The sequence below is a fragment of the Acinetobacter sp. SWAC5 genome (assembly GCF_003419885.1).
GTDB lineage: Bacteria > Pseudomonadota > Gammaproteobacteria > Pseudomonadales > Moraxellaceae > Acinetobacter > Acinetobacter cumulans.
This window is the reverse complement of record NZ_QUWR01000014.1, coordinates 1-23,240: the sequence shown is the minus strand read 5'-3', so window position 1 is coordinate 23,240 and position 23,240 is coordinate 1. Positions and strand designations below refer to the sequence as shown.

Sequence of the window (23,240 nt, the reverse complement as noted above, 5' to 3'; positions counted from 1 at the left end):
AAAAGCCTCTCAATTGAGAGGCTTTTTTATGAAGTATCAATTAACGATTATTTTCGTCTTCTTGAGAATCTTCAAATTTTGACTCGCCATCAAAGCCAGCAGATTGACCACCGAAGCCACCTTGGCCACCGAAGCCACCTTGACCGCCGAAGCCACCTTGACCGCCGAAGCCACCTTGACCACCGAAGCCACCTTGACCACCGAAGCCACCTTGACCACCGAAGCCACCTTGACCACCGAAGCCACCTTGTTGACCGCCACCGAAACCGCCTTGTTGACCGCCACCGAAGCCACCTTGTTGACCGCCAAAGCCAGCCGCGCCTTGAGCACCAGCAGGAGCACCAGCAGGACGTGGATTACGTGCAGGAACTACTGTAGAAATCGCATGTTTGTAAACCATTTGGCTTACAGTATTTTTTAATAAAACTACATATTGGTCAAAAGATTCAATATGACCTTGTAACTTAATACCGTTCACAAGGAAAATAGAAACAGGAATACGTTCCTTACGGAGAGAATTCAAGAACGGATCTTGTAAAGTTTGACCTTTAGACATGTTATAACTCCAAAAAATTTAAAAATCAGCGCAAAAACTACCTTTGATTTTTCAATTAAAAATTATAAAAAAGGTAGTACCCAAATTTTGCTTTATCCGTAACAGTTTCGCAAGTCTTCTTGAGCCTGCTTAATCGTTAAATATGTTGTAAATTTATGCGTTTCTTGCAAAGATCTTAACCATGTGTATTGACGTTTTGCAAGTTGTCGTGTTGCAAATAGAGCTCTATCCTCCATTTCTTTACGATTTACGATACTTTTATCACTATTTTTTAAAAATTCCATGGCTTGTCGATACCCGACTGAGCGCATCGAAGGTAAATCCTCGTTTAAATCGTATTTTTTCATGAGTTCTTCAACCTCATTTAAAAATCCGATATCCCACATAATCTCGAGACGTTTTTCTATTCTTTTATGCAACTCTATACGATCAGGTAGCAAAGCGTAATTATGAAAAGTGTATCGATATGGTAAGTTCTTCGGTTGTTCAGCTTGAAGCTGTGTAATTGGTTTACCTGTCAGCTTAAATACTTCGAGTGCGCGAATAATGCGTTGCTTATCACTCACCTTAAATTTCTGACCTGCCAATGGGTCAACCTGACACAAATGCGCATATACAGCATCCCAGCCATCTCGTTCACCCATCGCTTCAATTTCTGCGCGTACTGCATAATCTGCACTTGGCAAGTTACTCGATAAACCTTCAAGCAATGCTTTGAAATACAACATGGTTCCACCCACTAATATTGGGGTTTTTCCACGTGTGTGCATATCATCAATCAGTGCAGATGCATCTTCAACAAAGCTTGCCGCTGAATACACTTCAAGTGGTGAAATAATATCAATCAAATGATGCGGGAATTGAGCCAATTCATCTTTTGTCGGCTTTGCCGTACCAATATCCATATCTTGGTAAACCAGCGCAGAATCGACGGAAATCAACTCAAAATCACCTTGCTCGTATAATTCGCATGCCAAAGCAGTTTTCCCGCTTGCAGTTGGTCCCATTAAATTGATGACCGGCAATTGATTTGACATGTAAAACTACTCTCCTCGAGCAAAAAGTTTATCAAGTTGAGCCAATGGAAAGGCACGCCATGTAGGACGGCCATGATTACATTGGCTGGCAAATTCGGTTTGCTCCATTTGACGAAGCAAAGCATTCATTTCAGAAAGGCTGAGTATTCGATGTGCGCGTACTGCCCCATGACAAGCCATACCCGCTAAAATTTCATCGCGACGTTGTAATAAACCTTGCACTTGATCAGTCGGATCTAAATCATTTAGCAATTCAGGTACTAAGGCTTCCAGATTTGCTTTATGTAAAATCGCAGGCACACCACGTACAATCACTTGCTCATCACCATATTGATCGATTTCCAAGCCAAAACGAGCCAATTGATCTCTTAGATCATCAACTCGCATCGCTTGCATGCGACTAATAGGAACCACTTTAGGAATTAATAGCTGCTGTGACATCCAAAATTCAGGCTTATCCCAAGCAGCTTTCATTTGTTGCAACACAATACGCTCATGCGCGGCATGCATATCAACAATAATCAAACCTTCAGTATTTTGCGCCAAAATATAAATACCATGTAGCTGCGCAATCGCAATACCCAATGGATGCTCATCTACTTTAGACGCAATATGTGCCTCTAAACTCATCTCTTGCGCTGTAGCACTCGATGCATCTTCAGTTGCTCGAAGTGGTGCCAAATAACTTTGCAAAGCGTTATTTAGCCGTGCTGAGCCACCTAATTGTGCATTGTACTGATAAGCAGTCGCTGTCGCTTGTGTAGCATCACGGCGCATTTCTGGTACAGTCTGAGCAAACTGAAAGTTTTCATCATGCTGCGGCATTGTCGGCGTCAAAGTCTGAGCTTGCGTAGTGGCCTGCTTATGCAAGTCAAACTGCTCTTGATAACGTGGTTGAGGCGCATGCTGTACAATTGGCTGTTCAATATCTTGCTTCATTGCAGAGGATAATTCTGCTGAAGCCGTTTGAAATTGAGCCAAGGTTTTTTTTGCAGAATGTCGCACAAACTCATGCACTTCGCGTTGGTTTAAAAAACGAATTTCATGTTTGGTTGGATGAACATTGACATCAATATTTTCAGGGTCAACTTCTAAAAAGAGCAAATAGGCCGCATGTTGATGCCCATGCAAAATTCCCTCATAAGCCATACGCAAAGCATGAGAAATTGTCTTATCTTTCACAATACGGCCATTCACATATACATATTGTAAATCTGCCTGCGCTCGCGCATCAGATGGATGGCCTAACCAACCGCTCAAACGCATACTGATGCTATCTGCATCCATCCAATATGCATTTTCAGTAAACTGACGCCCTAAGAGCTGCTGTACCCGCTGAAACCGTAGTTCACCACTATCAGCTATAGGTAAATTCAGCTTAATACTGTTGTTATGTTCAAGTACAAAACGAATATCAAAATGGGTCAGCGCTAGACGACGCACGATTTCTTCAATATGACCAAACTCAGTACCGGGTTTCTTTAAAAATTTACGTCGTGCAGGGACATTAAAAAATAAATCTTGCACCCGAATGTGTGTGCCCCGTGGCGCTGCTACTGCTTGAATTTGTTGATGATCAAATGCCGTACCATTTACCTCTACCTGATAACCTACGCCTTCATCCGTCTGACTACTGGTTAAGGTTAAGCGAGATACAGCTGCAATCGAAGCTAAGGCTTCGCCACGAAAGCCAAGACTGACAATTGCATGCAAATCTTCAGCTGACTGAATTTTACTGGTTGCATGACGCATCACAGCTAAAGGTAAATCTTCAGGGTGAATGCCACGGCCATTATCTATAATTTCAATGAGTGTACTGCCACCCTGCTCAACCCGAACAATCAGTTCTGTGGTTCCTGCATCAATGGCATTTTCCAGTAATTCTTTGACCACAGATGAAGGGCGTTCAATCACTTCACCTGCTGCAATTTGGTTAGCTAATGCAGGCTCAAGTGTGCGAATACGGCGTACACTCAATTCACTCATGAAAAACGGTTCTCTAAAGCTGTTTTTAAACTGTCTGAAGCAAAGCTTAAAGTCGCATAGCGCGTTAGCTCATCTTCAGACTTTTCAATATTAATCAACAATTCTGGCGCAGGAATTTCATCACCACCTTTCGATGGCCATTCAAACAAAAATAACGCATTTGGGGTTTCGAGATAATCGCGAATACCCATCAGTTCTAATTCATAAGGATCATTTAAACGATACAAGTCAAAATGAAAAATATCTTGCCCTTGGATATTATAGGGTTCAACCAAGGTATAAGTTGGGCTTTTTACCGCACCTTGATGTCCCAAAGCTTGCATAAAATAACGTGTTAAGGTTGTTTTTCCTGCACCGAGGTCACCAATTAAATGTATAACACCTGAGTTAAAATGCTGTGCCAAAACTTGTGCTAAGTTCTGTGTATCTTCTTCATTGTTTAAAACCAAATTAAATGAATACTGCATAATACTCACGACACCAATATAAAGATTGATTATGATAGCATTGCATGGCTTTAAAAGCCTATTTTCGCCTATCAGTTTGTGTATTTTTTCACGGCTTAACGCTCTCATCATCTCCTATTGAATATGCCCATGCTTCTTTCTAATTTCATACCACCTATGATTAATGGCGTAAGTGCCAGTAAAGTGTTTTTAAAAGCTTTACAGCCACAACCTCAGAGCGTTTACCAATACTTATGCCTTGAATTTCCACATATTGAGGCGCAAGAATGGTTACAACGTTTTCAAGATGGGCTGATCTTTGATGCGCAAGGGCAAAAACTCAATGCAAATAGTCCCTTTCAGCCAAATAGCCACGTGTTTTACTATCGGTTTTTAACACATGAAATTCATGTGCCTTTTGAACACCATATTATTTTTGAAAATGAACACTTTATTGCCGTAGACAAACCCCACTTTCTCACTATTAGTCCCACAGGACAATATGTACAAGAAACGCTTTTGGTTCGCTTAAAGAAACAAACTAGCATTGAGCATCTCACGCCAATTCATCGTCTTGACCGTGAAACTGCAGGGATTGTTTTATTTTCAAAGTGCATTGAAAGTCGCGGTATCTATCAGCAGTTATTTGCCGATCGTAAAGTGCAAAAAACCTATCATGCGATTGCACCCTATCTACCCACTTTAAAACTGCCACTTACGCTTCGTTTAAGAATGGAAAAAGGTGAGCCGTTTTATACCATGCGTCAAATAGAAGGCGTAGCCAATAGTGAAACAGAAATTCAACTCTTAGAGCATAATCAGCAGTGGGCAAAATACTTACTCAACCCCCATACTGGTAAACAACACCAACTCCGTTTACACCTTAGCCACTTGGGTATTCCGATTCAAAATGACCCATTTTATCCGCAAGTCAAGCACAAAGATGATCATGACTTTAGTGCACCACTACAATTACTGGCCAAGCATATCGAGTTTATAGACCCTGTATCTAAACAGCAGATCTCTTTAAGCTCCACATTTGACCTCACACTGTCATCTTAATGTCATTACAAATAATTCATATTTTTATGAGTTGAAGGATTGAATTTGGCGTGTAATAGATTAAAATAAATGCGAAAAGTTAAGTATTTAAAAGCTTTCTAAAATTATGAGAAAAACTGAAGTCTACCAAATCCGCTTGGATTCCCAAGAAAAGAAACAAGCATTTGCGGTATTTAAACAACTGGGGATTACACCAGCTCAAGCTGTGCGCCTGTTTTTCAAGCAAGTTGTACTTACAAAATCTATCCCCTTTTCGATTGAAAATCAAAACATCAATCTCGAACAATTAATTCGTTTACGCAAACTGAAGCAACAAGATGCGAAATCATCTGCAGCAACAACAGATGCAGACAATATGATGACTTCGAACGACATAGATTTAGATGATGAGCATTTAGATATCTTTGAGGAACTCAATGCCATTTTGGGCGAAGGTGACAAAACTTAACACTGTCGTATTTTTAAACAATTTAAAAATCACAGTTTTTTAAATATTCGTTATGCTTCATGCAACCCTCTAATTTTAAGCATGGAGTAAAGCATGATTGTAAGACGCGCTGTAGAATCAGATTTAAAGCAACTTGCAATATTATTTGATGAATATCGCCAGTTTTATGGTGCTTCTTCCAATTTAGACCTTTCTTTTCAGTTTTTAAAACAACGCTTTGCTAATCAAGAAAGTGTGATTTTCATTCATATTAAAGATGATCTATTTACGGGCTTTGTCTTACTGTATTTAGGTTTTTCTTCTGTTGCTTGTTCTCGTTATTATCTCTTAGATGATGTTTATGTCCGACCTGCCTTTAGACGTCAAGGCTCTGCCAAACAACTGATTGATACTGCAATCTTATTTGCACGCCATGAAAATGCGCAGCGTATTAGCTTAGAAACACAAAAGAATAATTTTCAATCGCATGCATTATATGAGTCTATGGGTTTTGTAAAAGATGAAGAATTTCAAACCTACCATTGTTTTTTAAAATAAGCCCCAAATAGTTATCTTTGTAAATTCAGCGATCTTTGTATTTAAACAAAATCATGCAACAACAGCATCTATCAATCGCATGCGTAGTTCCAATCCACGCATGCACAACATATCAGTCAATTTAACTTTAAAAAGCTATTCAGCGCGTTGCTTTGCTAATTCAATTTGCGCCTCAGTTAAATAAACCCACTCACCTTCTGCTAAGTGATTTAACTGTTCCAAGCCCAATTGCCCAATCTGCGCCCTATGTAATTGCTCTACCTTATTCCCTACAGCCGCAACCATGCGTTTCACTTGATGATACACACCTTGATGCACAGTAAAACGTAGTTGCTTCTCTGCTAAGCGCATAGCTTCTGTAGCAGCAAATATACCGTTTTCATTGCGTAGCTCTACACCCAGCTCAAGCTGTTGTAGCTGCGCGTCTGTTACATCATCGGCCGTATACATTTCATAAACTTTTGGCACATGCTTTTTAGGATGCGTTAAAGCCTGCAAAAACTGACCGTCGTCCGTTAACAACAACAAGCCTGTTGTGTCTTGATCTAAGCGGCCCACACACTGTAAACCTCGATTCATTAGCGCATCATCAAAAAACTCAAACACACTAAAATGATGGGTAGCCTGATGTGAACATTCATAGCCTTTAGGCTTATGTAGGGCGATATAAACTTTTTCTCGATAAACATAGTTTTGACCATAAACTTGAAACGCTAACTGATCCAAATTTACTTTATATTTGAGATTATCAATCAACTCACCATGAATATGAACAGCACCGCTTTTAATTAACTGTTGGCAATATTTACGTGAACCAAAGCCCTGTGACTGCAACATTTTTTCCAACAACATAAAAGCACATCTCAAATAAATCGCCTGATATTCTAAAGGATCATGATCTGAAACCCAACTCAAAACAATGCAGCGGAAAATCGACCTGAGCCACGATCAGTAAAAATATGCTTTATACTCTACTTGTCAATGCAAATCCTATATCTCCCGTGATGACCCTTTCCAACCTTGATTTAAACCTTATTGTCCTAATTGTTTTATTGGCGTGTGGTGTCTTTAGTCATAACACTGCTGTAACCATTGCAGCAGCTGTGCTCATTGTGTTTCGTATTACGCCTTTAAGTGAATATTTTCCTTTGCTGCAACAGCATGGTTTAAATATTGGCATCATCATCCTGACCATTGGTGTACTCACACCAATCGCAAGTGGCAAAATCCCTGGCGATGAAATTTTGAAATCCTTTTTAAATTGGAAATCCTTATTTGCCATCGCTATTGGTGTGTTTGTGGCTTGGTTAGGTGGTCGTGGCGTACAACTGATGAGTAATCAGCCTAATATTGTTGCTGGATTACTGATTGGTACAGTCGCTGGGGTTGCTTTATTAAGAGGTGTACCTGTAGGACCATTAATTGCTGCAGGTATTTTGTCACTCATTATTGGGCTTGGCCAATAACACAGCTTGATCAGCTTCGCCCTAAAAAGATCAAATGGCAAAAAAGTTATTCTTCTATAATTAAAAGTTGTATGTACTTTCACACATCTTAGTTATAGCAAAAGCCAACAGAGTTAATGTGTTGGCTTTGAATGCCTCCCAACCAAAGCTCCCCCCAAAAACTTAAGCAGAAGTTTTGGGCTGAATTGCAAATAAGTGCTGTGTAAGCACAATACCCAGAATAGACAGAACACTCATGAGCACACCGACCCACAACCAAGTTCCAGTGCTAGACACTAAGAATGCGATACTTGGCGGTAATAAAAATTGAGACAGTGCAGAACATTGTAAAATCATCCCCACAGTCGTGCTAATCGCCATAGGACTTGGGGCAAAATGTAGGGCTTGTGCAAAGATACTTCCCGCTACCAAGCCACCAAATAATGAAAAGCCAAAAACCATTACGTATTGCAGCATAAAAGGCAAACTGTCTTTTGCTGTATAAAAAAGTAATGCACAAGCAATTAATACAACAAATCCCAAAATGACCAGCAGCTTCGCCTGCAAGCCTCGTTGTAACAGTAACCCACAGATAAAAGTACCTACGGCATTTGCGATAGATACACTTGCCGTAAGCAATCCCGCCAAAGTAGGTGCAATATGATTTTGCTCATAAATCGTCGGTAAAAAGCCCACCAAAGCAAACCATTGCCCTGCATAAGTTCCAAATATCAACGCGAGTAACCATGCTGGCTGATGCTGCAATGTAAGTTTAATTAAAGATTTTAGCTGTACAACTTGTGAAGAAGGCGTTGTATTTGGAATAAACCATGCAATACCAATTAAAAAGCTCAATGTAATGAGTGCATAACTAAACCAAACCACAGACCATGACCAACTTTGAATCAACATAGGTGCAGTAATTAAAGCAATGCCTACTCCTCCGCCCATATAAGCCGCCCATAAGCCCATTTTAGCCGGTAAACTCTGTATAGGTGCCAACTCGCGAATAAGCGCTGGCCCACTCAAGGTAACCAGTAAAAAGCCAAAACCTTCTATAATTCGCATGCTAAATAAAGACAGCACCGACTGCGTGAGTCCGGCACAGATACTGGCTAAAGTGAGTAAACTGAGCCCCAACAACACACAACGCTTTAAACCTAACTTTGATACATAACTACCAATCAGTAGCGCAAAGCACATCCCTGCGCATTGTATACAGGACAATAGTAAACCCGACTGCACCAAACTTAAGCCTAGCTCAGCCTGTAAAATAGGGATAGCAGCGGGTAATTTACCAATATGCATCGCAGCGGCAAAACCAGCACCAATGATGAGTAAATCCTTTGCAAACCATTGTACTTTTGCTGACATTTAATAAAATCTTTTACTTGAATAAGGCAGTAACATAACAAATATAAGATTTAATTAATATCGTCAAAAAATATAAATTAATATCTATTTACGATAATTTAAGCCAAAAAAATTAGATTTTAGTAAATAATTTATTAATTACTCTCATTTTGTATCATTCAAACTTATTCAATTAGATCAAAGCATACACCTGACTTTGCATCACTTTTCCATCTTCTAAATATACGGTCACAGCTTGGCGATGATATTCCACGCCTTCAAACTCATCCAAATATTCCCAGTGATCCTCTAAATGCTCAGATATAAATACATAGCCCTGAACAGGATTTCCGTCATCTTTCAAACGAATTCCAGGACTACCTAAAGCCGCACCCCAACCGCTATTTTCTAAGTTCCCCAATATATAACCTTTAAACCATGTGCCACCAATTCGCTCCATCACATGTGCATTCGGCTCACCGAGGCGTAAAGTGCCGTATACAAATAAACTTTGCATATTGTGTATTTCCAATTTCATTATCTCTGTACTTTAACGTTCAAATTTAAAAGCCACTTATTTCAACCCAAAGCGTTGGAAATAAATGGCTTTATTTATGAATCAAAATATTAATTCAATCTGTATTTAGATTAACTATTCAACAAATAACAAAGCCAAACGCACTTGGTCATAACCCATACGCGGGCTGGTCTGTTCCACAATCGGACGTAATTTAATGCTACCGTCATCATTAAAATGTTCGGCATCTTTACGCTTCATCAAACGTTTATAAATTTTACGGACTTGTTCCACTGTTTCTTCACCCGGATGAGCAACAGAAATATCGAGCGCCTGTTCTTTTTGCAAGCGAGCCAAGTGATTAATAATTGTCGCTGGAGTTAAACCACGCTCTTGTGCAATATCTGCTATATCATAGCCATCTTCAAACAATGCTCGTGTTTCATCCAAAGTAGCTGAACCATAACTTTGTTTCGCACCATTTTTGGCGATTTTCTTTTCATTACGCTCAATTTCATATTCATTTAATGTGCCACCACAGTGACGAATAAATGCTTTATGTTGTGGGGTTAAATCAATATCTGCAAATTGATTTTCTGCTTCTGCAGAAAGCTCTTGAAAACGACGATCTGCTTTAATAGCCAAACTATCTAACTCAAGTGCTTGCTCATTAAAACCTAATAATCTTAAGCCTTGTAAGGTTTTTAAACGCGACAAGGCAACATAGCCTTGGCCTTTTTCAAAAGTATGACTGAGATTAATCTCAGCAGCTTCTAAAGTCATACCTTGTGATTTATGAATGGTAATTGCCCATGCCAAACGTAAGGGAATTTGCTGAAAACTGGCAATAGTTTTACCTTCGTCATTGTCGACTGACCATGTTTCAGGCTCCACAATTAAAGTCGTACCATCCGTAAGTTTAACTTTAGGCAATACACCGTATTCATCGTCTTCTTCAAAACCAATCACTTCACCCAAACTGCCATTGATATAGCCCACATCAAAGTTGTTTTTTACAAACATCACTTTGGCATTTTTCTTTAAATTGAGTGTTTCTGGCGCACGCACAGATGATTTCAGGGTTTCGATGAGCTTTTCATTACCATCACACTGCGCATCAAATTGCTTCGCTTCCTGCTCAATTTCATTCAAATGTTTGAAGTTAATACTGTCCACATCCATATTGTGGGTATATAAACGTGTAAAGGTATCGCCAATATCTTGTGTGCGTGTTTGTTTTAATGCTTCTAAGTGTGCAGGACCAATCGTTTGCGCACGAATTGCATTTAAAATATCATTTAAATAGTCATTGCCTTGACGGTGTTGCTCAGTCAAATAACACACGCGGAATTTGGCTTCGACCCAAGCCTCAGACATAAAGCAAAACTTATCGCGATTGCGTTCTTCGTTACGACCCACAGGTGGTAACTGGAAAAAGTCACCGGCAGCAATCACTTGAATCCCACCAAAGGCTTCATCACTTTCTTTAAAAAATTTCAGGACTTTATTTACCAAGTTGAGTTGCTTGGCATGTAACATCGAGATTTCATCAATAATCAATACTTGGGCATTTTCTAAATGCTCTTTTAAATATTTACGTTCTTTTAAGCGTTTGAGTTCATCTTCAGAAATCGCATCTTTAATGCCTATGCCCGCCCAAGTATGAATCGTCATGCCATTCATGTGTGTGGCTGCAATACCTGTAGATGCTGTAATCGCAACCGTCACCTTGCGCGCTTTTAGATAATTAATATATTGATTTAAGGTATATGTTTTACCCGCACCTGCCGAGCCTGTTAAAAATACGTTTTCACCAGCTTTTAATAACTTGAGTGCGGTTTCCTGATTCATAAGACCTATACCATTAAAGAACCGCTATAGCCTACCGACTTTTACCTCAAAAGTTAAGCTTCATCCGCCAGAGTCTGTCGCGTATTGAATCCTACTTTGCTTGAATCAAATGGATTGTTGATTTCGTAGATTCAGAAACTCAATAAAACGACAGGCAATCATTGTTGCTGTTACTTGAGCTTTTTTATTATGAGCATGTTCCAACTGATCAAAAATCAAGACTTCATTTTGTAATACGCAACCTAAAGTCATCGGTGCGAGCGTTGAATCGAGTGGCATCACATGAAAAGCCACATATTCACCTTCTATAATCCGATGTGCATAACTGGCGGCCAAACAATGCCGAAATACTTTAGACTCTTGAATAATGCGGTCTATAGATGTCAACTCTTCAATCAACCATTGTTCAAACTGTATTTGCGGCGAATGACTCCACGCACTCCATGATGCTTTTAAGCAGTCTTTTTTGAGCTTGGTCATAATTTCTTCTTTTTGAATTTCATCATGCCAAATAATCGCCTGCTGATATAAGCCAAACCATGTCACATTCTTGGCAATGACTTTATTTTCTGCAAAATATGCTGTGAGATAATCACGGACATAAGCATCAAATAACGACTCCCGTGATTGCTCATAAACTAAATAGAAACGCTGACGAAAATCATCCAATTGAATACGGTGACGTCTTAAGGTACTGTGAAAATCTCTATTTTGCTGAGTTTCTGGACGTATAAACGCAATCAACTCGGTTGCCAAAGGCTGGGTAATCTTGGCCAAATGCTGTAAATACGCCTGCATCACTCGACTGAGTGAGGCATAAACTCGTTTTTCAAGTGTTTGGTCTTCACGTGCAATACAACGAACCAAGGCCATCCACTCATCTAAATACAAAATAGAATGGCTTATTGCAATACGATGATCATCCATCGCTTGTTGCGTCCCTTGTAAAACGGCATGGGTATTGTTCGGATGCTCAAACCACTGTTCCTGATTTGCAAACTCATAACACCGACTAATAAACATGCGAGCAGCAGCATATTGAAAATACTGCAACGTCGCTAAAATAATTTGAGGATGTTGCTGACTACAATCAATAAAGCTCATGGCTGTCATGGCTACACGTACACTGCTATGCTGAATATTTTCACTGACCCAATCGATCACTTCACTCGATTGACGGTACAACCAATTGACAGTGCGCATACCATCGAAGAGCGGTAGCTTCGCCGCTTTTTTTTGCCAAATTCGTGTATTAGTCTGTACAAAATGTTGCTTAGATAAAATATCTGGCTGTTGCCATACTTCACGGTGCATCAGGCGTAAAAAACCCAACATTTTAGGTTGCTCAAGCGCATGCCGATATAGCAGTTCAATATCCGCTCGATGTTCCTGTAAATCATTTAAATTAAAGCGTTCTACGAAGTTTAGAGACATAATTCGATACACAGGTGCATCTAAAAACTGCGTCGCGGTATAGCCAAACTCATCAAAGCTTTCCATCAAATTCTGCACAGGCAAGAATTCTGTCTCCATTAATAGATCAAAGCGAAACATCGTTTTAAATTGTTCGATCACTGCTTCTGGAATAGCGACACCTTTACGGCGAAAATTTTGCAAAATCGGTGTTTTGTAATACTTGGCTTTTATCATTAAATGATCAGTGATTTCAGCTTGTACTTGCGTAATTTGCTGTAAAAAAGCTTCTGCCCGCTGTTCAACCTCGCAGCACTGATAAATATATTCAAGTAGTAACTGTTTAAGTTTTTGCGCCTTGCTTCTGAGCAAAAGCGAATGCTGTGGCTTACGATCACCCGTTAAAAAGTAAATTTCATGTAAAAAGAACTCCTCCAACGCTTCGGCATGTGGTTGCCCAGCAACAAAATGCATGTCAAATAAAGTTGGTGAGCTTAGACAGCCCAAGCTTGTATAACGTTCTGGCGTATGAAAATGAATGGAAAATAATTGATTCGCCAAAACAATACGTTGCTTTGCAGGTTCAATTTTGAACATGTTTTGCGAAGTAATGTTACCTGCCAATTCAATTTGATCAAGATACAGGCGATTTAAACCCTGTGAAATACGTAGCAACTGTTTCGCAATCGCCACCAAAGAAGTGGTAACGTCTTTTTGATCCATCCCCCACTCCTTATTGATTCATACATTTTATTTATTTCTTCAATATAGGAAATATTCGCTATTTGCTCCAGTCTTTTCTATAGCCTGAGCGAATTTATGGCTTATGTGAAATACACTTTAGCACTACGCTACCTTTATGCAGCATAGTCAAACTCAAGCGTTTTTACAGTATAATTTAATGCGCAAAAAGATCGTGTTGTTGCTCACGATATTGTTTTAAATCAGATATTCCCTGATAAATCTGTTGCTGTATGTGCTCACGAAATGCTTTCAACTCCTCCACATCTTGAATCTGCATCAGACTTTGACGGGGCATAAATTGAAAATAAAATGGTAATCGCTTTGGAATTAAACTTTTAGGTAAAGATGGAATGACCTCTCCATGCCTTAACAATTTCGCTAATCTTGGGACTTTGAGCAAGGTTTGAAAAAGTTTGGTATTCACTACTGTTGAAGCATCTACACCAATTTCATAAGCTTCATCACCACCTAAGGCAGCAAAAGGTACAATATCATAACCAAACTCTTGCGCCAGTTTTAGAAAGCCGTAACGCTCTTTCCAAATCAGCTGATAAGCTTCGCCTTTACGTTTCAGCACCTCACGCCCACCACCTGGGAAAACTAAGATGGAATAGCCTTGTTGCATCACGCTACGGACGTATTCTTGTACACCGTCCACCGCACCAAACTTTTTGACAATCTCACGCCAAACAGGCAAATAAAAATGGCTATGGTCAGCAATACTAACCACAGCCACTTTATGTTCATTGTACAGGTAGTCGATAATCATCGGTGCATCAAGCACACCATACATCGTATGATTACCCACATACATTGCAGGTATAGATGCATCAATATATTCTGCGCCTAAAAAAGTTGGCTGAAAATATTGCTTGGAGATCGAACTAATTCGCCCAATCCATTTTGCATCATGTTGTACCTGCACCTATGTACCTTTTACATATTTACTGTTCAGTCTATAAAGACCTAAAATCAGGATTTATGCAACGTGTTTTTGTACGAGGATTGAACCTACTGAATAACCCGCACCAAACGAACACAATACGCCATATTCACCGTCATCCACTTGGTCTGCAGTACGGTGTAAAGCAATAATGACACCTGCTGATGACGTATTTGCAAACTCATCCAAAATAATTGGTACTAAATCTGCTTTTGCATTTTCTTTACCTACCACCAATTTCAGAATTAATTCATTCATACTGGCATTGGCTTGATGTAACCAAAAACGCTTCACATTTGCGGGTTCAATTTCATTTTTCTCTAATTGCTTTGAAATCATTTTCGCAACTAAAGGACAAACTTCTTTAAACACTTTACGTCCGTCTTGGCGGAAACGCTTATCATCAGTATCCGTCGTTTCACTTGGATTTAAGAAACCAAAGTTATTGCGAATATTGTTTGAGAACTGGGTAAACAAATTAATGTCGAGCACTTCAAAACCAGTTTTGCTTGTTGTTTCTTCAATAATTGATGCAGTTGCAACATCACCAAAGATAAAGTGACAATCACGCGAACGGAAATCTGTATGACCCGACGTAATTTCAACGTTAACCAACAATACGCGACGAGCACCAGCTTTAATCGCATCATAAGCTTGCTTAATACCGAAAGTCGCTGCTGAGCAAGCCACATTCATGTCGTATGCATAGCCTTGAATACCCAGCGCAGTTTGAATTTCAATCGCTACTGCTGGATATGCACGTTGCAAATTAGAGCAAGATAAAATCACCACATCGATGTCTTCTGCAGTAACACCTGCATTTTCCATCGCTTGTTTAGCAGCAGTCACGCCCCATTCTGCTTGAATAGATAATTCATCATTTGAACGTTCACGCAACAATGGACGTAAACGCTTTGGATCTAAAATACCTGTTTTCTCTGCAACATAACGACGCTTTACGCCTGACGCTTTTTCAATAAATTCTGCGCTCGAACCACGACGAGCCTCTAGCTCACCTGCTACAATTTTTTCAGCATTGTCTTGGTTATACTGTTCCACATAAGCATTGAGACCTTCTACCAGCTCTTCATTGGTAATAATGTCTTCTGGATGATATAAACCCGTACCTGTAATGCGGATGCCCATGTAAAACTCCTTTTTGAAATTGCCACTATCTTAACTGATTCCAAGTTTTTCCCATAGTTTTTGCAACCGGGTTGGAGAAATTGGCATCTTTGTTTTCATTGGTTGTGAAAATAAAGAAATGCGTAATTCCTCGACCATGAAATACAATTCTTTTAGTCGAGCATCGTTTTTAAACTTAAATAATTTTTCCATCCATGGGTCAACTTGATCAATGGCAGAATTGTCCCTTTGCAGATTATTTGCTAAGCGATCTAAACGCAACACCAAGGCCTTTAAATAACGCGGAAATTCTTGCCAAACATCGGTTGGTTTCACATAAACAAAATCTGATAAATTCATCAAATCTAGCTGATCTTCAATATCATCAATATTTTTTCCAAAGATAGAATCATCTAAAACCAGCAGTTTGCGACGGATATCCTGCCATTGAATAAAAATTTCACTTAATGTGGCCAAGACCTGCTGACCATGAGTTAAGAAAGATTTCTTTACATTTAAAACCAAGTTTTGATACTCCTGCTCATTGACAGGAAGCTCATTTATTGCAACTTGTAGTGTGGCATAAACTAACATTTGCTCTAATTTTGCTTTATCACCCAATGGCGAATATGCCAAAGCTAAAGGTTTTGAAATCTGTTTTTTTAACTGACGAACTACATCACCCAATTGCATATACACCAAACGAATCACACCTTCACGATGCTTTCGCACAGCTTCTGCTTGGTCATTAAAGGTTTGTATCACGACACCCGATTCATCTTTTTGCTCTAGGCTCGCAAAAGGTTTTACAGAAACCAAGGCCTGATATTGCTTAACCACCACCCCTGTCACTTTTTGTGAAGCTTCAAATACAAAAGACTCTGGGAAGCTTTTGAATTCACCTTTTAATTGTTTGACTGGGCTATGGGTTTCTGTACGGCAACGTGCTTTTAACTCACTTAAATCACGACCTTGTTCAACCATTCGGCCTTTTTCATCAATGACTTTAATCAGTGGTTGTAAATATTGCTCAATACGATCAAATGAAAAATCTTTTTCTGTGATTTGATCCCCACGCAGTTGATAAGCCAAAAAGCTAAAAATATGCTGATTCAAATGTACAGTATCAAGTCTTGCCATCAACTTTTTCGCAGTGTCTGGGATGGGTACCAAGCCACGGCGTTTATCTTTAGGTAAAGACTTTAATAACGCTTCGATCAGGTCCTCACGCCAACCTGGAATTCCCCAAGACCAAATTCCCTCGTCTACTTGTGGCAAGGCCTGTAGTGGAATTTTAACCGTTGCACCATCTTCATCGTGACTTGGGTCAAAATGATAGGTAGCCGCCAATCTCAGCTCACCATTACGCAAATAATCTGGGAATTGTTGCGTTGTTGGGCGGTCATTCAGCCAAAGTGCATCATCTTCAATAAATAAATAACGCGGTTGCTGTTGTTCAACAGTAGCACGCCAATCCTCAAAACTACGTCGGCTTGCAACTTCAGCTGACACTTTAGATGCATAAAATTGATAAATCGTTTCTTCATCCACCACCAAATCACGACGACGCAATTTATCTTCTACACGCTCTACTTCTTCAAGTTTAAGTAAATTGTGCTTTAAGAATGGTGGGATTACACCTAAATTCCCTGTGGTTAACGCATCACGCAGGAAGATTTCATGTGCGGCAGGTTGATCGACTTTTTCATAATTAATTTGTCGCTTCGGCTCAATAATCAAACCAAATAACGAAATTTGATCATAAGCATTCACTACACCGGCTTTTTTCGACCAGTATGGTTCAAAATAATGATGCTTTAACAAATCACGCGCAGCCAACAAAATCCACTCGGGTTCAATTTTGGCCAAAGTACGCAAATACACCTGAGAGGTTTCAACCATTTCAAAAGCCATCACCCAAGGTGTATTGGTTTTATGTAAGGTAGAGGCTGGAAATACACGCGCTTTTTGCTGACGTACCGCCATGAATACATTTCGTTCATCTGTTTTGTTGGCAATAAACGACAGTAAACCCGTTAATAAAGCACGATGTAAATTTTCATAGCTGGCTTTCTTTTCGTTAAATGACAGCTTTAAACCTTTAGCTAAGTCAACCAACTGCTCATGCGTCTTTTTCCATTCACGTAAACGCAACCAACTTAAAAAGTGAGTACGGGCAAATGAGCGTCGTTTATTTTCACTCATGCTTTCGCGGTTATCGTTTAGCGTGTCCCATAATTTGGTATAAAACAAAAAGTCGGAATCGGCCTCGCGGAACAAAGCATGTTTTTGGTCTGCTTGCATTTGCTTATCGGCAGGACGTTCACGTGGATCTTGCACAGCTAAAGCAGCCACAATCACCAACACTTCATTTAACACACCAAAATGAGCACCACCTAAAATCATACGTGCCAAACGTGGGTCTATCGGCATTTTTGCCATTTGCTGACCAATTTTGGTTAATGAGTCACCTTTGGCATGAGCATGCTTGCCTTGCTGAGCATTAGACTTATCTGCCATTGCGCCAAGCTCAATTAAAAGCTTACGACCATCATTGACTAAACGGTGATCTGGCGGCTCAATAAAATCAAAATCTTCTAATGAACCCAAGCCTAAACTTTGCATTTGCAAAATGACAGAAGCCAAATTTGTACGTTTAATTTCAGGTTCTGTAAATTCTGGACGGCTCTGAAAATCTTCTTCCGAATACAAACGAATACACACACCCGGTGCAATACGACCACAGCGACCTTTACGCTGATTAGCCGCTGCTTGTGATACCGCTTCAATTGGTAGACGTTGAATGCGTGAGCGATAGTTATAACGTGAAATACGAGCAAAACCACTGTCAATCACATAACGAATATTCGGAACAGTTAACGCTGTTTCTGCAACGTTGGTGGCAATAATAATGCGTCGACCACCCCCAGTAGGGTTAAAGATTTTTTGTTGCTCGGCTAAAGCTAAACGTGCATACAGTGGTAAAACCTCCGTATGACGTGGGCCATGTTTGATTAATGTTTCTTGTAATTCACGAATTTCTTGCTCAGTGCTGGCAAAAATCAAAATATCAGCATGCTCTGGATGGCCTTTCGTTTGCGCATCCTGAAAACATTCTTCTACTGCTGACACCACAGCACGGGGCAGATTTTCTTCAAAATCATCAAATTCGTCGTCATCACTGCCCACAATACTCAGTTCTGAAATAGGGCGATAGCGCAGTTCTACAGGAAAACTACGGCCTTCGACTTCAAAAATAGGCGCATTGTTAAAATACTGACTAAAGCGGTTCACATCTAATGTTGCAGACGTAATAATCACTTTTAAGTCTTTACGACGTGGCAATAATTGCTTGAGATAACCCATGATGAAGTCAATATTGAGCGAACGCTCATGTGCTTCATCAATGATAATCGTATCGTATTTGGTGAGAAAGCGGTCATTGGCCAACTCTGCCAATAAAATACCATCCGTCATTAAGCGTACAAGAGAATCTTGCGAACCTTGTTCATTAAAACGAACTTTAAAAGAAATTGCCTCACCCAGTTTTTGCCCAACTTCTTCTGCAATACGTTGTGAGACACTACGTGCAGCCAATCGGCGTGGTTGCGTATGGCTAATCATCCCCGTCAAACCACGGCCTGCAAGCATTGCAATTTGAGGTAACTGTGTGGTTTTACCCGAACCTGTTTCACCAGCAACAATAATCACTTGATTGCTTTGAATTGCATCAATCAATTTGTCTGCATATTGAGTTACAGGCAAATCTTGATTCAACTTGATGTTTGGAATGCTTTCCACACGCTCAAGTACTTTGAGATGTGATTTCTCAAATAATTCTTGATATTGCTTTTCATTGGCGTCTTTGCCTTTGCGCAATCGATTTAAACGGTGAAGATCACGTGCCATCACCATATTTTCTACATTTAAACCTTTTGCAACCAAGTGAACGCCCTACAACTATCTGAAAACGCCCTATTCTACTCGTTTTCAAATAGATTCCCAATCTCCTGATGTCCCGTTTCAAACATTCAAATAGACTTTAGCGTCAAACATCACAATTCAAACCGTTCTATACCGCTCAGCTCTACTTTTTAGTGCATACGATTTAAAAATTTGCTTGTGCCTGCTTTAACAAAATGTCATGCCCAAATTTGAGTCCAATAAAAAATAAAAATGACTTTTTTAAAATCTACCCTTGAATTTTTAACTCACTGGCATCATGTTCTTAAGCGAGTATTTGGGTCGATCATTTTGTCATTTAGACATCATATTTTTCATGCTAAATGAACAGAATCATCTGACTTTAAGTCTGTGGATATTTTTCTAATTCGGTTTTTCCGATATTTGTAATGTAAAAATACTATTTCAGCAATGACTTAAAGTTCGATACTCTATTGGAAATCAAATACAAACCTCAATCATGGAGACAATGATGAGCTTAATTAATACTGAAGTTAAACCATTCAAAACTACTGCATTCCAAAACGGTCAGTTCATCGAAGTAACTGAAGCTGATCTTAAAGGCAAATGGTCTGTAGTATTCTTCTACCCAGCTGACTTCACTTTCGTTTGCCCAACTGAACTTGGTGACCTTGCTGACAACTACGAAGAATTCAAAAAATTAGGCGTTGAAATCTACTCAGTTTCTACTGACACTCACTTCACTCACAAAGCTTGGCACGATTCTTCAGAAGAAATCAAAAAAATCCAATACGTAATGGTTGGTGATGCGAACTGGACTCTTGCTAAAAACTTTGACGTATTAATCGAAGCTGACGGCCTTGCTGACCGTGGTACTTTCGTTATTGATCCTGAAGGCAAAATCCAAATCGTTGAAATCAACGCTGGTGGTATTGGCCGTGATGCTTCTGAACTTCTTCGTAAAGTTAAAGCAGCTCAATACGTACACGCTCACCCAGGCGAAGTTTGCCCAGCTAAATGGAAAGAAGGCGACGCAACTCTTGCTCCTTCAATCGACCTAGTTGGTAAAATCTAATTTCTAATTAGATTAAACTGATTAAAAAACCGCGCTTTTAGCGCGGTTTTTTTATTTTACGAAAGATAATCTAAAAGATTAAATCTGGTACATTCATAACCATTTTAGGGATTTACACCTAAAAAGCTAAAAGGGGCTGTCTCTACAAATTTAGCCGTAGCATCACCTGCGTATGCAATTGCCTGATCTTTGCCTAAATTCAACTTACGTGTTTGAGACTGCTTGAAGTTAATTTGTTTTAGTCCACCCAAAATACATTCGGTGACACAGCAGACTCAAAGTAATATTTCAAGTTTTTATGGTCCGCCACACTACGCCAGCGCGTAGAAGAAATATTTGGTTCTTCTTCTGTATTTAAACCAAAAGGCACAGGCACATTGCGAATCACACTAAATACACTGGCTAAGCTAAACTGAGTCTCTGCATTTTTAGGAATGGCATGAATATAAAACGAAGCACGTGCAAATCGATCAGCGGCGCGATTGGTGCCCGGTAAAAAAAGTCGTTCCACCAATTTGCTTCCAATATTGGTTTAACGCCAATTGCTGATCAAATATTGGGGAGTTGGTCATCACTTGATAACTTGCATCATGATGAATCACTTGCTTTCCAGCAAGATATTCAATAATCGCGCTATCCCCAGTCGCATCCGATAACGATAAATGCAAAGTTGCTAAGCATTGTTCGCCGGGGACTTAATCAGAAATCACAGCAAAGGGATCTTTTTGTAAAAATTGAACAGCTTCTGCCACAGTGGCAAAATTATCCAACATGTATTGCGCCCAAAGTGAAATACTCAGTGTTGGCTTTTTAGTTTGCTCCAGTTGTGGGTATTCAGCTTCTACCAACCAGAGTAAATTGGCATTCAAACCCTTTTCATTTAAACCATCTGTGGTCGCAATATCATAGCCTGTAGCAATCACATTGCCATATTTTGAGGTCCATTGTGTCGAGTTCTTGCCTGCATTACCACTTCGTTTCACCCCTTAAGGTAATATCCAAAGGTTAGTACCCACATCACTTTTCCAATCCATGTAGCGGACCGTCATTACATTTTACCGCTCCCCTTGAAATACCACACGAGTACATGCATCTGCCCAAGAACTTAATAGCAGGCCTGATATGACCATCATACTACATACCGTTTTTTTCATACGCTTACCCTCTAGATGAATCTTTTAATCGCAATATTTTTTTTAAATTGTAATGTGCTGAGTAAATCTACTTTGCATCTCCACACGTGAACCTACAAACAGTATGCGGAACTTTCACGGCTTATGCTTTGTTCTGATATATAATTCTTATCACAGACAATGCACTTTTGACCATACACTCCTCATTATCATAAATTTCAAATATTTATTATTTTAACCGCGCAAATCGCTATGGTGAGCATATTCACATCATATTGCTCATGACCTTGGCTTGAAAACTGATTATTTTTTGTTACAAATCTATGCTATTAGCATCTCTTAATTTAACTTAAGTTCAAGAGACAGAAGAAGTTCTGTAATGAAAAAGATTGATTCAGATTAAATCAACGAAGGGAGTAGCTTATGGGAACACCGATTGCTGTAACGTCCTGGAAATATAGTGCATCATCACGCTATTTAACAATTTTTTATAATAATGGCTCAGGTGATCTTTACCACCCTGTCCCCGCTTTTGTATACGACAATTTAATGCGATGTAATGATAAAACCGCTTTTGTGCATAAATATTTAGAATACGATTTGCACTTTACTCGGCTCAGCATTCAGTGAATTTCTCTAGCTTTCATGCCATCAATCTTGATGGCATTGTTATTTTATGATGCAGGGCTACATTGTTCAGCCCTGCCACATCTACCTTAAACTGCCTGAATAAACTTAAAGCGTGGCAATACGTCCCCGTTGTATTCAACTGTTTCTAAAAACATGCTTAATGGACGAACCCACATCGAATACTCACCGTACAAGCATTGGTATACCACCAATTTTTCTGCCGTTTCACTATGTGTAGCGACTGAAAATACTTGATAAAGTGGTCCTTTATAATGCTGATAAATCCCGCGTTGCAATTCCATATTCTCGTCTCCGCGCTAAATAATCGCATCATAACGAATTTTTAATTCGTAAATGCAACTTTCACTTGAAATCCAGAGAATCAACCTTATCTATTAAGTTGAAATTTCAAATGAAATTAACCAATTATTTATAAAACCGATTGTTTTTATAAAAACAAACTGTTTTATCTATTTTTATATTTATCTTATTCTTATCCCATCAAATATACATTTACTCCTTTGGAGACGTTAGCAATGTTAGATCAAAATACTTCAGCTCAATTAAAAACTCTTCTTGAACGCCTTGAAGGTCCAATTGAAATCGTTGCCACTTTAAATGGCTCTGACAAATCAGACAAAATCAAAGAATTGGTTGAAGAAGTTGCTGCATTATCAAACTTAGTGACTGCTCGTTTCGATGGCACAAACAAACGTGCGCCTAGCTTCGGTATTGCAAAAGCAGGTGAAGAGCCGCGTGTATTCTTTGCGGGCCTTCCTATGGGCCATGAGTTCACATCACTGATCTTGGCATTGCTACAAACTTCAGGTTATGCACCAAAAGTATCTGATGAAGTATTGGCTTCAATCAAAGGCTTAGGTATTAAATCAGATTTCGATGTATTCGTATCTTTAAGCTGCCATAACTGCCCAGACGTGGTTCAAGCACTTAACTTGATCGCAATCTACAACCCAGGCACAACTGCAACCATGATTGATGGTGCATTCTTCCAAGA

19 protein-coding genes and 2 pseudogenes are annotated in these 23,240 nt (G+C 39.5%); 7 read left to right on the top strand and 14 right to left on the bottom strand.

Annotated features, from left to right (window positions below; genetic code table 11):
• Positions 1-40: 40 nt before the first annotated feature.
• The 4 genes from hfq to tsaE form a co-directional block, all read right to left on the bottom strand.
• Positions 41-556: an RNA chaperone Hfq gene (gene hfq / locus DYI81_RS11240; protein ID WP_117007556.1), complete on the bottom strand. Its 516-nt coding sequence runs from the start codon at positions 554-556 to the stop codon at positions 41-43.
• A 92-nt stretch (positions 557-648) separates the two neighbouring features.
• A complete protein-coding gene (miaA, locus tag DYI81_RS11235) occupies positions 649-1,593 on the bottom strand; it encodes a tRNA (adenosine(37)-N6)-dimethylallyltransferase MiaA (RefSeq protein WP_117007555.1) in 945 nt (314 codons plus the stop codon).
• Between the two features lie 6 nt (positions 1,594-1,599).
• Positions 1,600-3,579 (bottom strand): DNA mismatch repair endonuclease MutL, encoded by a 1,980-nt coding sequence (mutL, locus tag DYI81_RS11230; RefSeq protein WP_117007554.1) that lies wholly within the window; start codon positions 3,577-3,579, stop codon positions 1,600-1,602.
• On the bottom strand, positions 3,576-4,046 hold the full coding sequence (gene tsaE / locus DYI81_RS11225; protein WP_106985822.1) for a tRNA (adenosine(37)-N6)-threonylcarbamoyltransferase complex ATPase subunit type 1 TsaE: 471 nt from the start codon (positions 4,044-4,046) through the stop codon (positions 3,576-3,578). The genes mutL and tsaE overlap by 4 nt, the downstream gene beginning before the upstream one ends.
• Before the next feature lie 129 nt (positions 4,047-4,175).
• On the opposite strand from tsaE, the gene DYI81_RS11220 reads away from it, so the two are divergent.
• The 3 genes from DYI81_RS11220 (at position 4,176) to DYI81_RS11210 (ending at position 6,072) form a co-directional block, all read left to right on the top strand.
• Positions 4,176-5,087: a pseudouridine synthase gene (locus DYI81_RS11220; RefSeq protein ID WP_240627401.1), complete on the top strand. Its 912-nt coding sequence runs from the start codon at positions 4,176-4,178 to the stop codon at positions 5,085-5,087.
• Between the two features lie 106 nt (positions 5,088-5,193).
• Complete coding sequence (locus DYI81_RS11215; RefSeq protein WP_117007552.1) at positions 5,194-5,535, top strand: type II toxin-antitoxin system RelB/DinJ family antitoxin; 342 nt, start codon at positions 5,194-5,196, stop codon at positions 5,533-5,535.
• A gap of 93 nt (positions 5,536-5,628) precedes the next feature.
• Positions 5,629-6,072, top strand: a complete 444-nt coding sequence (locus tag DYI81_RS11210) for a GNAT family N-acetyltransferase (RefSeq protein WP_106985825.1) — start codon at positions 5,629-5,631, stop codon at positions 6,070-6,072.
• 135 nt (positions 6,073-6,207) lie between these two features.
• On the opposite strand, the gene DYI81_RS11205 is transcribed toward DYI81_RS11210, so the two are convergent.
• Entirely contained in the window at positions 6,208-6,924 is a 717-nt protein-coding gene (locus tag DYI81_RS11205; protein WP_117007551.1) for a pseudouridine synthase, read from the bottom strand.
• Between the two features lie 152 nt (positions 6,925-7,076).
• Between DYI81_RS11205 and DYI81_RS11200 the strand changes: the two genes are divergently transcribed.
• Complete coding sequence (locus tag DYI81_RS11200; protein ID WP_117007550.1) at positions 7,077-7,538, top strand: DUF441 domain-containing protein; 462 nt, start codon at positions 7,077-7,079, stop codon at positions 7,536-7,538.
• Positions 7,539-7,700: 162 nt separating this feature from the next.
• On the opposite strand, the gene DYI81_RS11195 is transcribed toward DYI81_RS11200, so the two are convergent.
• The 7 genes from DYI81_RS11195 to hrpA form a co-directional block, all read right to left on the bottom strand.
• Complete coding sequence (locus DYI81_RS11195) at positions 7,701-8,891, bottom strand: MFS transporter (RefSeq protein ID WP_117007549.1); 1,191 nt, start codon at positions 8,889-8,891, stop codon at positions 7,701-7,703.
• Between the two features lie 172 nt (positions 8,892-9,063).
• Complete coding sequence (locus DYI81_RS11190; protein WP_106985829.1) at positions 9,064-9,387, bottom strand: gamma-glutamylcyclotransferase family protein; 324 nt, start codon at positions 9,385-9,387, stop codon at positions 9,064-9,066.
• A 135-nt stretch (positions 9,388-9,522) separates the two neighbouring features.
• Positions 9,523-11,238, bottom strand: coding sequence for an AAA family ATPase (locus DYI81_RS11185; protein WP_117007548.1), 1,716 nt, complete (start codon positions 11,236-11,238; stop codon positions 9,523-9,525).
• A gap of 105 nt (positions 11,239-11,343) precedes the next feature.
• The gene (locus DYI81_RS11180) at positions 11,344-13,374 is read right to left on the bottom strand and encodes a hypothetical protein (RefSeq protein ID WP_117007547.1); all 2,031 of its coding nucleotides are present in this window, start codon (positions 13,372-13,374) and stop codon (positions 11,344-11,346) included.
• Between the two features lie 175 nt (positions 13,375-13,549).
• Entirely contained in the window at positions 13,550-14,320 is a 771-nt protein-coding gene (locus DYI81_RS11175; protein WP_117007546.1) for a lysophospholipid acyltransferase family protein, read from the bottom strand.
• Between the two features lie 54 nt (positions 14,321-14,374).
• Positions 14,375-15,484, bottom strand: a complete 1,110-nt coding sequence (locus DYI81_RS11170; RefSeq protein WP_117007545.1) for a beta-ketoacyl-ACP synthase III — start codon at positions 15,482-15,484, stop codon at positions 14,375-14,377.
• Between the two features lie 30 nt (positions 15,485-15,514).
• Positions 15,515-19,378, bottom strand: a complete 3,864-nt coding sequence (gene hrpA / locus DYI81_RS11165; RefSeq protein WP_117007609.1) for an ATP-dependent RNA helicase HrpA — start codon at positions 19,376-19,378, stop codon at positions 15,515-15,517.
• Positions 19,379-19,898: 520 nt separating this feature from the next.
• On the opposite strand from hrpA, the gene ahpC reads away from it, so the two are divergent.
• Positions 19,899-20,462, top strand: a complete 564-nt coding sequence (gene ahpC, locus DYI81_RS11160; protein ID WP_067767636.1) for an alkyl hydroperoxide reductase subunit C — start codon at positions 19,899-19,901, stop codon at positions 20,460-20,462.
• 104 nt (positions 20,463-20,566) lie between these two features.
• On the opposite strand, the pseudogene DYI81_RS11155 reads toward ahpC, so the two are convergent.
• A pseudogene (locus DYI81_RS11155) lies at positions 20,567-21,616 on the bottom strand (linear amide C-N hydrolase).
• A gap of 402 nt (positions 21,617-22,018) precedes the next feature.
• Between DYI81_RS11155 and DYI81_RS11150 the strand changes: the two are divergent.
• On the top strand, positions 22,019-22,225 hold the full coding sequence (locus DYI81_RS11150) for a KTSC domain-containing protein (RefSeq protein WP_106985834.1): 207 nt from the start codon (positions 22,019-22,021) through the stop codon (positions 22,223-22,225).
• An 86-nt stretch (positions 22,226-22,311) separates the two neighbouring features.
• On the opposite strand, the gene DYI81_RS11145 is transcribed toward DYI81_RS11150, so the two are convergent.
• Entirely contained in the window at positions 22,312-22,527 is a 216-nt protein-coding gene (locus DYI81_RS11145) for a DUF1653 domain-containing protein (protein ID WP_106985835.1), read from the bottom strand.
• A 234-nt stretch (positions 22,528-22,761) separates the two neighbouring features.
• Here DYI81_RS11145 and DYI81_RS11140 point away from each other — a divergent pair.
• Positions 22,762-23,240 (top strand): annotated as a pseudogene (locus DYI81_RS11140) (alkyl hydroperoxide reductase subunit F); the annotation flags it as partial.